This window comes from Salinispira pacifica, from assembly GCF_000507245.1.
GTDB lineage: Bacteria > Spirochaetota > Spirochaetia > DSM-27196 > Salinispiraceae > Salinispira > Salinispira pacifica.
In genome coordinates this window covers 774465-786261 of sequence record NC_023035.1, presented here as the reverse complement: position 1 = coordinate 786261, position 11797 = coordinate 774465, and the positions used below count along the sequence as shown (strand labels likewise).

The 11797-nt window shown below is 53.3% G+C and carries 10 protein-coding genes; 4 read left to right on the top strand and 6 right to left on the bottom strand.

Annotated features, from left to right (window positions below; translation table 11 throughout):
- Window positions 1–33: 33 nt before the first annotated feature.
- The 5 genes from L21SP2_RS03480 to L21SP2_RS17900 all read right to left on the bottom strand — a co-directional run bounded on the left by L21SP2_RS03480 (window position 34) and on the right by L21SP2_RS17900 (window position 5128).
- Entirely contained in the window at window positions 34–1182 is a 1149-nt protein-coding gene (locus L21SP2_RS03480; RefSeq protein ID WP_024267101.1) for an ABC transporter ATP-binding protein, read from the bottom strand.
- Window positions 1179–2816, bottom strand: a complete 1638-nt coding sequence (locus L21SP2_RS03475) for an ABC transporter permease (RefSeq protein ID WP_024267100.1) — start codon at window positions 2814–2816, stop codon at window positions 1179–1181. The genes L21SP2_RS03480 and L21SP2_RS03475 overlap by 4 nt, the downstream gene beginning before the upstream one ends.
- Before the next feature lie 54 nt (window positions 2817–2870).
- Complete coding sequence (locus tag L21SP2_RS03470; protein WP_024267099.1) at window positions 2871–3911, bottom strand: Fe(3+) ABC transporter substrate-binding protein; 1041 nt, start codon at window positions 3909–3911, stop codon at window positions 2871–2873.
- Between the two features lie 119 nt (window positions 3912–4030).
- On the bottom strand, window positions 4031–5023 hold the full coding sequence (locus L21SP2_RS03465) for an NAD(P)-binding domain-containing protein (RefSeq protein WP_053335568.1): 993 nt from the start codon (window positions 5021–5023) through the stop codon (window positions 4031–4033).
- A complete protein-coding gene (locus tag L21SP2_RS17900) occupies window positions 5024–5128 on the bottom strand; it encodes an NAD-binding protein (protein WP_081719442.1) in 105 nt (34 codons plus the stop codon).
- A 56-nt stretch (window positions 5129–5184) separates the two neighbouring features.
- Here L21SP2_RS17900 and L21SP2_RS03460 point away from each other — a divergent pair, with 56 nt between their 5' ends.
- Genes L21SP2_RS03460 through L21SP2_RS03445 form a run of 4 tightly spaced genes read left to right on the top strand, consistent with a single transcriptional unit; the run spans window position 5185 to window position 10642 of the window.
- Window positions 5185–5970 (top strand): SDR family NAD(P)-dependent oxidoreductase, encoded by a 786-nt coding sequence (locus L21SP2_RS03460; RefSeq protein ID WP_024267097.1) that lies wholly within the window; start codon window positions 5185–5187, stop codon window positions 5968–5970.
- Between the two features lie 3 nt (window positions 5971–5973).
- Window positions 5974–7032, top strand: coding sequence for a hypothetical protein (locus L21SP2_RS03455; RefSeq protein WP_024267096.1), 1059 nt, complete (start codon window positions 5974–5976; stop codon window positions 7030–7032).
- A 41-nt stretch (window positions 7033–7073) separates the two neighbouring features.
- Window positions 7074–9692 carry a PAS domain-containing hybrid sensor histidine kinase/response regulator gene (locus L21SP2_RS16795; protein WP_024267095.1) on the top strand — a complete coding sequence of 873 codons (2619 nt, stop codon included), beginning with the start codon at window positions 7074–7076 and terminating at the stop codon, window positions 9690–9692.
- Window positions 9689–10642, top strand: coding sequence for a GGDEF domain-containing response regulator (locus tag L21SP2_RS03445; protein ID WP_024267094.1), 954 nt, complete (start codon window positions 9689–9691; stop codon window positions 10640–10642). The genes L21SP2_RS16795 and L21SP2_RS03445 overlap by 4 nt, the downstream gene beginning before the upstream one ends.
- On the opposite strand, the gene L21SP2_RS03440 is transcribed toward L21SP2_RS03445, so the two are convergent.
- Complete coding sequence (locus L21SP2_RS03440) at window positions 10629–11672, bottom strand: GMP reductase (protein WP_024267093.1); 1044 nt, start codon at window positions 11670–11672, stop codon at window positions 10629–10631. The genes L21SP2_RS03445 and L21SP2_RS03440 overlap by 14 nt on opposite strands.
- Window positions 11673–11797 lie beyond the last annotated feature (125 nt).

The window sequence follows — 11797 nt, the reverse complement described above, 5'->3', positions numbered from 1 at the left end:
TATTTGCTGTGTTTTTTTACAAGCTTTGGTGCACTAGCCAAGTTTCACCATGGCTCCGGGTTCCAGCTTTAGAAGCACAGAACTGCCTTCTGTCAAACTCTCCCAGGGGATGCGGTGATCCTGCACCCGCATTTTCATGGCGGTATTTTCAGGCCCCCATTCAGGGTGGCTGCAGCTGAGCCAAAGCTCCAGATGGTCGCCCCGGTAGTGGCGTTCCAGAATCCGGCCGGAAAAAGACGCCGAATCCGCCGGTTGCCTGCCTCCCCGGGAGGCACTGGCCCGTTTTTGGCCCGGCCCAGCCTGTTTTACGCCCGGATCATGCTTTTCTATGCCCGGCCCAGCCTGTTTTACGCCCGGCTCATCTCTTTCTGCGCCCGGATCATCCTTTTTCGATTCCGGAGTACAGATTCGCAGTTGCTCAGGCCTGATGAGGTAGGTCGCTCCTTCCCTGCGGATGAAGTTGGCATCTCCGAAAAATTCCGCCGTATAGCAGTCCACGGGTTCTCCGTAGAGCTGGGACGGGGTGCCTGTCTGCAGAATCCTGCCTTCGTGCATTATGCTGATACGGTCGGCAATATCGAACACTTCGTTTCTGTCATGGCTGACAAACAACAACGGAATGCCCACAGAATGGATGATGCGCCGGATTTCCGGAAGCAGATGCATTTTCAGCCGTCGATCCAGGGAATTGAAGGCTTCATCCATGAGAAGGATATCTGGCCCGGGAGCCAGGGCTCTGGCCAGGGCTACACGCTGGGCCTGGCCGCCGGATATCTCATGGGGATAGCGCCGGGCATAGGGAGTAAGATGAACCAGCTCAAGGAGTTCTTCCACCCGCTGCCGCCGGAGATCTGAAGAGACCCCGTAGCCGATATTCCCCGCCACGGTGAGATGGGGAAAGAGTGCATTATCCTGAAACACCATGCCCACCGAACGTTTTTCCGGAACCAGGTGAAGGGGGGGCCGGGCACGGCTGACGGTCTTCCCCTTCAGCACAATTTCCCCTTCATCGGGAACTTCGAACCCGGCGATCATCCGCAGGATTGTGGATTTTCCCGAACCGCTCTCCCCGGTAAGGGCATGAATTTCTCCCTCATTCACCCGAATGGATACCTGATTCACCGCAGGCGGGGTCCTGAGAGAGAACCGTTTGCTCAGCCCGTTCACTTCCAATGAAATCATGTTTCGCTCCTGTGCTGTATGAGAATCACCCCCAGAAGTCCCAAAGCCACGAGTATAAGGGAGGGAACCGCTGCTTCCTGAACCATCTCATTGGCTGCAAGCTCATAGGCCCTCACCGCAAGGGTGTTGAAGTTGAATGGTCTGAGAATCATGGTCAGGGGGAGTTCCTTCACTACTTCCAGAAAACTTAAGGCCAGTGCCCCGAAAATTGCCGGATAGAGGGAGGGAAGATGAATCCGAAAGAGGGTCTTCCATGGTCCCGCCCCCAGAGACCGGCTGGCTTCATCCTGTTTTTTCAGTTGATATTCCATCACCGGAGCAATTGCCCGATGGCTTACGGCGATAAAGCGTACCACATATGCAAAAATGAGAAGCATCAGTCCGCTCTGTACCAGGGAAGCGACGGAACTGTATTGCCCCAAGGTCGATGCAATACCCAAAACCCCCAGTGCGATTACCGCACCCGGCACGCTGTGCCCCACCAGGGAGAGATCCGAGAAGCGGTTGAGAATCGGGTAGCTGGATAATCTTCTCCCGTTGGCAAAGGCTATGCTGAGAATCACGATGAGTATTCCGCTGAGGACACCCAGCCCCAGGGTGTTCCCCACCCCTTGAATTATCGGAGACCAGTTTGTTCCCGGCAATACCCGCACTCCCCAGGAGAGCAGCTGGATCAGGGGAAATGCAAAGCCCAGGAGCATGGGAAGCATCACCAAAAGGGGAAAGATGAGCCGCTTCATCCCCCTCAGCCGGATCGGAGTCAGTTCCCGGGGAGAATGATCGCCGTAGCCTTTGCGCCGCTGAATCAGGAAGAACAGGAAGAGAATTGCCAGTACGCTGAGCATCAGCACCCCCCCGAGCCGACGGGCTGCAGGGAGATCATAAAAGCCGAACCATGCCCGGAATATGCCGGTTGTAATGGTGTTTCTGCCGTAATACACCACCGCACCGTACTCGTTCAACAGCTCCATGAGGACCACTGTCAGGGCGGCAGTGAGAGAAGGAATGCTCGCCGGAAGGGCAAGGGCGAAAAACTGTTTCAGCTCCCCCGCCCCCAGACTGCGTGCAGCCTCCAGGGAAGAGGTAATCCTGAACCTGAACTGATGTCTGAGAATAACATACACATAGGGGTGGAGGGCAAAACTCATCACCAGGATCAGTCCTCCCATGCCCTCTCCCATGCCGGTGAAACGGATACTCCGGAGTGCTTCGCCGCTCATACCCAGCCTTGTTCCAAGATTCCATAGAGGTCCGAAATAGTCGGTCATTCCCGCATACGCATAGGCGGTAATGTAGGCGGGGATCGCAAGGGGCAGAAGCATGCTCTTGTCCAACATCCTGCGCAGGGGGAAGCGGTAGCGGCTGACTATCCACGCGGGGACTGCGCCCATCACCGCTGTGACAGCCATCACCGACAGGGACAACACAAGCGTATCCCGCAGGTAATCCGGCAGCACGGTGCTTTTCAGATGCTGCCAGAGTTCGTTCCCCGGACGAAGCAGGGCATAGAGAGGTCCCAGAAATGGAAGGATGAGAAGCACAGAAATCCCTCCCAGGATGAGAACCCAGGAGGGATAGAGAGGCAGCCGGGGGAGGAAACGGATTCCTCCCCGGAGGTTATTGTTTCGGATCATTTCCTCTTCTCATTGGGCCTTTTCTTGTTGAGCCCATTCTTATCGGACCGGTTCTCACTGCCATCCGACCTGATCGAATATTCTCAGAGCGGCGGCATTGTTTTCTCCGATTCTCCGGAGTTCTAGGTCGTCTTCCTGGAAGTCTCCCCAGGATGCCACGGTTTCACCGGCTTCAACTGCGGGATTCACCGGGTACTCGTAATTTTTGTTGGCATATACGCTCTGGGCCTGGGAACCGGTGAGAAACTCAAGAAGCTTCACGGCATTTTCCCGGTTGGGTGCTGAGCGTGTCACTCCGGCTCCGCTGATATTCACATGGGTTCCCCGGCCTTCCTGGTTGGGGAAGATAATGCCGATTTTTTCTCCCACTTCCTGCTCGGCAGGATCGCTTGAGTTCAGGAGAAGTCCCACATAATAGGTGTTTACAACCGCATATCGGCCTTCTCCGGCCACCAGCGCCTTCATCTGATCCCGGTCATTTCCCTGGGGTGCACGGGCCATGTTGTTCACAACACCCTCAGCCCACTCTGATGCAGCTTCCTCGCCCTGGTGGGCAATAATGGATGAAAGCAGGCTGATGTTGTAAATATTGCTGCTGGATCTGATAAGGATTGATTCACCCAGCCCGGGATCCGCCAGATCTTCATATGTTGATATTTCTGGCTCGGTCACCTGATTGTTGTACACAATCACCCTGGCCCGCTTGGTGAGACCGTACCAGTTGCCGTCGGTCTCTCTGAGATGAGCGGGAACCTGCTCCTCCAGAACCGGTGATGTTACTCCCTGGAGAAGTCCCAGATCCTGTGCCCTGTAAAGCCGGCTGGCATCCACGGTAATCAGCAGGTCTGCGGGACTGTTCTCACCCTCGGATCTGAGCCGTTCAATCAGCTCATCAGATTTGGCCAGAACCACGTTCACCTGAATACCTGTCTGGCGGGTGAACTCGTCAAAAAGCTCCTGATCGCTGTCGTAATGCCGGTGACTGTATACGTTCACCACCTCTGATTCTTCGCCGCTGCCGTTGGCAAAGAGCGCTGCGGAAAAAACAAGCAGAAAAGCGGAAACCAGAAGTCCGCGCTTCAATATATGAATCATAGAACATCTCCTGAATACCTCAGTACTATTTCCCGCCGGGAGAATAATACATTAGTATTTTTGTAAGGTTTATGTTTATGCATGTTAACGGAGATGTTTCAGTGGGTCAAGCGGGAATTTCATCTGTCCGCCGTATTTTCATCCACGGATTTACCCTCCACCGGTTCGATATCCGCCCGGCTGAAGGGGTAGCTGCGGGGAAAATAGTCTCCGGTCACTGCCCGGGCATTTTCCCCGGCAATACTTCGCAGGATTTTTTCAACATGTACGTGGCTTGTACCCACGAATTGCCGGTAACTGTCCCGTCCTCCCGAAACCGAAGTTCCGGCAAAATACAGCCCCGGAACATTGGCTTCCATGGTCGGTTCATTCAGTACAGGCTCGCCATCCGGGTTGAGCTTCACACCCAGTTCATGAAGCAGACTCAGATCCTTTTCAAATCCGGTGCAGAGGAGAACAAAGTCCCACGTCCCGGTTTCTTCCTTCCCGTTTCGCAGATAGCTGATCTCGTCATTTCGAATTTCCCTGATCTCAGACGAGCCTAGGAACCGGATACGTTCTTTCTGCATAAGGATGGATATTTCAAGGTGATATCGGCTGTTGAGCTTCTCTTTAGTAAGTTCGGGTTGGCGGTACATGAGGGTCACCCGTGCACCCCCACGCCATGCACGGATTGCCGCCTCAACGGCGGAGTTTCTGCCGCCCACTATGAGCAGGTTTTGGCGGAAATAGCGGTGGATGTCATCATGATAATTGTCCACGAACTCAAGGTCTTCACCGGGTACACCCAGCCTCCGGGGCGCATGCATGTTGCCGTGGGCCATAATGAGATTTCGGCAGCTGAACTTTTTCTCCGTTCCCCGGTGCTCAACCGTGAGCTGAAACCGCCCGCCTGTACCGCCGGCTCCCTGGGCCCGGGCCGAGATCACCCGGTGATACAGCAGCGGATGGAGGTCGTAGTGCTCAACCACCGTTCTCAAATACGCCAGGTACTCTTCCCCGGTCACCATGCTTTGATGGACGGTCTGAAGAGGAATGCCGGCAATGGCGGTTCGCTCGGGACTGGAAAAAAACGGGGTGCTCGCCGGCCAGTTCATGATAGTCTGGCCCACCTACCCCGCATCAATTACCAGAACCTGCTGTCCTGCATTTTTCAGATTCACCGCCATCTCAATTCCGATGGGTCCCGCTCCGATTATAATATTCTCGCTATGCATAATCCGTCCTTTTGCATTATCCTATGGCTGTAAACCAGCATCCACCAGGAGATAGTATGTATACTGATGTTTCATTAGAGGGTCAAACCGCAGTGATCACCGGTGCAAGCGCGGGAATCGGCGAGGCCTGCGCCGCAGCACTGGCTCATGAAAAAGTGAACCTGATTCTCTGTGCCAGGCGGGAAGAGAAAATCCGCAATCTTGCCCGTCAGCTTGAAGAAACCTACGGTGTATCCGTGCGGCCGGTGGTTCTGGATGTCAGGGACCGGAAGGCGGTTAAAGAATTTGCGTCTCAGCTTTCATCCGAGGGTCTGGGTATTGATATTCTTGTGAACAATGCAGGTCTTGCCCGGGGCAAGGATCCTCTGCAGAGCGCGGACATGGATGACTGGGATGAGATGATCGACACCAACGTGAAAGGCCTTCTCTACATGACCCGGGGGATCGCCCCTCTGATGCTGGAAAGCTCATCAGCTCCGTTGATTATCAACATCGGCTCCATAGCGGGAATGCAGGCATATGAAGGCGGCGGAGTATACTGCGCAACCAAGGCTGCAGTGGGAATGATCAGCGACGGCCTGAGAATCGATACGGTTTCCTCTGCCATGAGGGTGTGCAACATCCGCCCCGGGCTTGCGGAAACCGAGTTTTCCCTGGTGCGCTTCCACGGCGATAATGATAAAGCACAGAAGGTGTATCAGGATCTTGAGCCCCTCTACGCCGGAGATATTGCAGATGCGGTGCGCTACGTGTGTACCCGTCCTAGCCACGTCCAGATCAGTCAGCTCACCATTATGCCCACCCGCCAGGCCAGCGGCAGCGTAGTGCACAGAGGGGATTAAGGTTTGCGAATTTCCGAAAACGATCTGGTTCATATAGAGAAAAAAAAGCCCTCATATCCCGTATCCAGCAAACTGAACGAATATCTGAAGGAACACGGCAGAGGCATGGAACAGTCCCTCTATTACGAAGAGTTGAAGGATTTTTCCGAGCAGATCCCCCTGTATCATGAAGACGGTGCGGACTCCTACTGGCAGACCGTGCTCTACGGCCCCGGAGACCGTGACCAGCTGGAGGAAAAGCTTCGTCTTATCTATTCCTGGCTGAAGATGGAGGGAAACACCTCTCATCTGAACCACCTTTTCATCGACCGCATAGACTACTGTGAATTCGGCAACTCCCAGCCGTTCAGAATACGGGTGATGAACCGCTTTAACGATAACCATGACTATTACTATGTGAAAAAAGCCGACGCCAGCAGAATATACGGCCTTGAACTGGAGCACATTCTCTCACCCAACCGAATCAATTCCATGGTATACGGCGACACCCTCATTGAGGAACACATATCCGGCATTCCCGGGGATGTGTTTATCGAGGATTACCTGGGGGATGTATCGGGCAACAAGATTAATCCCATCCGGGTTGCCAAAGAGTTTGTGAAATTCAGCGAGAGATGTTTCGTGAAGCTGCTGGGGGACATGCGCAGTTATAACTATGTGATGGTGCTCACCCAGGATTTTGATTCCCAGCAATACCGGGTGCGGGCCATCGATTTCGACCGCCAGTGTCATGAGGGTCAGCTCAGAGTGTACATGCCCCAGTTCTACCGGGAAAATCAGCCTGTGGTGGAGATGATCTGGGATAATCTTTCAGTTGATACCATCCGCCAGTATCAGAATGAAGAGCGGAGCCTTATGCGCCGCAGAGCCCACAGCTCACGGGTGCGCCTGGAAGAGCTGTTCACCGCCATGGTGGAAGATGAAATTGCTCCACTGGAAAACTTTCAGGAACTTTCCCTTGAGCTTGCAGACTTTCACCAGGACCAGTCTTTTCTGCGGCTCCACAGTATGGGCGAACTGGTGAGACACCATATGTACAGCATGCTGGAAAAAAGCATTTAGACCCGCCGCAAAGCCGCTATTTTTTATTACACTTGAGATATATGCCCGATCTCATACCGGTTCTCATCAGTTCCACGGTTCTCAGCTCCCTTGGAGCCCTGACTCTGCTCGTTCTGTATGTGCGCAGGAACAGGAAGGAACCTGCCCCCCCTGAATTTCACAGGGCAATACAGCCCCTGGTGGGGAATGTAAACGGAACGGAAAGCACCAATCTTCAAATAATATACAGTTTAATGCAGGAACATCTGTTGGAGGGAGATTTTATTGCCCAAACCCTGATTCCCCTGCTCATGAGCCACTTTCGATCCCTACACCTGTATTTTCTGTATCCCGACCAGGACGGAGCAGACAAGGCATTGTTCGGCAAAAAAACTGCAGGACGGACCGAAATCACCGAACCTGATATCGGAGACGCAGCCTGGGAACAATCGAAAGCCGCGACCGAAAAGCTGGAACCGGTTGAGGGCCGGCTTCAGCTTGCAGACTCTATGCTCAGAATGGGAGCGGGAAATACACCGATGGAAGTACAAATGCCGGGATGCGATCCGTTCACCTCTGATCCCCGCCGGATAATCTCCGTTTCATTGAACACCGGAAACCGCCGTCTTCTCATGCTCATGGAGCTGGAGGATTCCCCGGGAGTTGACCCTCTGCTCACCGCCATGAACACCCGGATTATTCTGTCACGCTTTGCTGATATCAGCATGCAATCAAGGCTGAACAATCAATTGGAGAACTACCGGCAGATTTTTGAGGGAATATTCCGGCGCTCCTCCCTGATGGCCATTTACGCCCGCACTCCCGACAGCATTGTTGAAGTGAGCAAAGGATTTGCCGAATACTTCGGCTTTTACCCCCATGCACTGAAAGGAGGTCATGTTCGGGAATTGATGGATACCGATTCCCGGAAGATTCCATTATATGAGCCTGAGAGTCCGGCGGGAGATAATCCGGATCATGTACGCTTTGAGGCCCGGATTCTTCTGGATGAAGGGCATTCATGCTGGGTGAAGGTGACAATGGCACCCATTTTCAGTTTTAACGGGAGCACCCGTCATGTTCTCTATATATTTGAAGATATCAGCAGTAGAAAGGAGCTTGAGGAACAACAGAGAAAAATGAGCGAACTTCTGGAACAGAAAGTCCAGCAGCGAACAGAGGAGCTGGAAGAGGCTATGACCAGACTGAAAGATCAGGAACGGGCTCTCCAGGATGCAAAACAGGAGGCTGAAAACGCCAACGCCGCAAAAAGTGAATTTCTTGCAAACATGAGCCATGAAATCAGAACCCCCATGAATGCGGTGCTGGGCTATACCCAGCTTTTAGAGCAGATTGTCACAGACGAGCGCCAGCGGGAATATCTGGAGATCATCGAAAAGGCCGGAAAAAACCTGATGCTGCTGATTACCGATGTTCTTGACCTATCGAAAATTGAAGCAGGAAAAATGGTAATAACCCCGGAAAAGACATCCCTGATAATGCTGCTGAACGAAATTAAAGATGTGTTCCGGATTCCCATGGGTGAAAAAGGTCTGCTTTACGATCTGGATGTGGACCGGGATCTGCCCCCCACCGTTATGGTGGATGAAACCCGCCTTCGGCAAATTTTGGTGAACCTGGTGGGGAATGCGGTAAAATTCACCCATCATGGTAAGATCACCCTTGAATGCAGGGTGAAAAATCAGACGGAAAACCTTCTTGATCTGGAAATCCGGGTGCAGGACACCGGAATCGGGATTGCCCGTGAGCAGCAGCAGGTCGTTTTTGAATCCTTCAAGCAAAGTGAGGGACAAAGCACCCGAAAATATGAGGGAACCGGCCTGGGACTGGCCATCAGCAGAAAACTGAGCAGGCTGATGGGAGGAGAGCTCAGCTTGGAAAGCGAACCGGGTGCCGGAAGTACCTTTACCCTCCATCTTCCATCCCTGGAATATTCCCGGGAAGGAGATTCCCCTGCAGACAGCCTGAACAACCACGCAGATCTCAGCGGCTTCAAAATTATGGCGGTGGATGATGTGGCAAATAACCTGAAGCTCCTGGAACATATTTTAGAGAACGCCGGTGCCTCGGTGGTCACCGCCAAATCCGGACCCGATGCCCTGGAAATCCTGGAAACAGAGAGTTTTGACCTGATCATCCTTGATATCCGAATGCCTGAAATGGACGGCCGGGAACTGGCCCGGAGAATCCGCAGCTGGGAAACCCACCGCGGCACTCCTCTCATCGCTCTCACTGCCAGTGTAAGTCTCTCTCAGAGAGAAACAAACAACGACCTTTTTGATGACTGGGCGCACAAACCCTTTCGGGCCGGCGAGCTGCTCAGAATTCTGGATCATCATCTTGATGCTGCGAAAATCAAATACACCCAGAAGCATATTCTGAAAGAACTTCGGGAGGAGTTTCGTGAACTTCCCGAGCATATTCAGCAGGAATGGTCTGAACCGGTGGACCGGGAAATATTCCGTTCAGCCCGACGGCTGAGCAGCCATATTACCCTCACAGAGGCCCGGGAATTTTCCAGAACCCTCCAGGAGATCAGCCAGGCGCTGCCATGGCCGGCCCTGGCGGCTATCAGCCTTGAAATCGAAACTGCGGTAAAAACCTACCGAATGGACGTGGTGCATGCAAAACTGGCCATACTTGCAAAGGGAGATGTATGAAATCGAAACCCATAGTACTTATCGTTGACGATAATCCGCAGAATCTGCAATTCCTTGCGGAAATGCTGGATCAAAAAGGCTATGAACCTGCCGTGGCACTGAACGGCAACGAAGCAATCTCCTTTATCCGGAAAAGGGAGGAGATAGATGCGGTTCTCATGGATGTGATGATGCCGGGAATGAACGGATATGAGGCGACCAGGAAAATCCGGGAGTTTCGAAGCAAGGAAGAGTTACCCATCATTTTTCTCACCGCTCTAGATGACAGGAAGGATATCAGCAGGGGGTTCCAATCCGGAGGCGTTGATTATATTACCAAACCCTTTGACAGCGAAGAGCTGATGCACCGGCTGAACCTCCACATTGAGCTATCCCAAACCCGTAGCCAGCTGGAGGAACGCCTTGAGGAGCTTGAAGAAAAAAACCGTCAGCTGACCGATCTCAAGAAGAAGCTGGAACTGCTGGCCAGCACCGATCCGCTGACCGAGATCCTGAATCGCAGGGCCATGAGCGAACGCCTCCATGAAGAGATTGACCGGGCACGGCGATACAACCACAGTTTCAGCATCATCTTCCTGGATCTGGATCATTTCAAACAGATTAACGACAGCTACGGACATGAAGCAGGCGACAAAGCGCTGGTGCAGTTCTCAGACATTCTGAAAGAGAGCGTCCGCAGCGGAGACCTGGTAAGCAGGTGGGGCGGAGAGGAATTTCTTCTGCTGGTTCTGAATGCGGGAATCAGCGACGCCATGGATCTGGCAGGCCGGATTAAACAATCAGCGGAGAATGCGGACTGGGATTTTGTATCAGAAGGTTACCGGCTGAGCTTCACAGCCGGGGTGGTTGAGCTTGGCTCTGAAGAAGACTACGACAGTCTCTTCAAGAGGGCCGATGAAGCCCTCTATGAAGGGAAGGAAGGGGGCAGGGACAGGATTATTGCCGGTTGAACACCCGGTTTTCCTGTTCCGCCACCCGAATGAAGGTTGTGCGCTTACTCAATTCTTTCAGTCTTCCGGCGCCAACATAGGTGCATGTGGACCGGATCCCGCCCAATATGTCCAGAACGGTATGCTTCACCCCCCCGCGGTAGGGTATGGTGATGACCTTTCCTTCGGAAGCCCGGTATTCGGCCACTCCTCCGGAATGCTTTTCCATGGCCCTGGATGAACTCATGCCGTAAAACTCCATGTACTGTTCACCGTCAGACTCGATAATCTCCCCGCCGGATTCCGCATGCCCGGCAAGCATCCCTCCAAGCATGACAAAGTCCGCTCCGGCACCGAACGCCTTTGCAACATCACCGGGGTTGGTGCAGCCGCCGTCGGCGATAATATGTCCGCCCAGTCCATGGGCGGCATCGGCGCACTCGATAATTGCCGAAATCTGGGGATACCCCACACCGGTTTTCACCCGGGTGGTGCATACCGATCCCGGTCCGATACCCACCTTGATCATATCCGCACCGGCGAGAATCAGTTCTTCCACCATTTCGCCGGTCACCACATTCCCGGCGGCAATATTTACCTGAGGAAATTCCGAACGGACCTTCTTCACAAAATCCACAAAAGCTTCGGAGTACCCGTTGGCAACATCCACACAAATAAACTCAATCCGGGAGTCCAGGGCCATAATCTGCTTAAGTTTTGCGTAGTCACCCTCGCCGGTGCCGGTGCTCAGCATGAACCGGGCAAAAAAATCGTCATCAAGCTCCGACAGAAAATCTTTCCACTCATCGACCCGGTAATGCTTGTGCACTGCGGTCACCAGTTCCTGTTTTCCCAGGCTGGCAGCCATTGAAAACGTGCCCACCGTGTCCATATTGGCGGCCACAACCGGTATGCCCGACCAGCTTCTTCCGGAATTTCTGAATTGATACTCCCGTCTCAGCCCCACTTCTGAACGGCTTTTTAAAGTTGACCGTTTCGGTCGGAACATCACATCTTTGAATCCCAGCTTTATATCGGGTTCTATTCGCATCCGTACATCCTCCGGACGCTCATACCCCGGGCGCCCGATTGTATTGTTTTTCCATGCCCTATTCTGCGCTATTTTTCCCGGTATGCACAAGGGACAGCTGCATCAATAATTTCACAACCTTACTG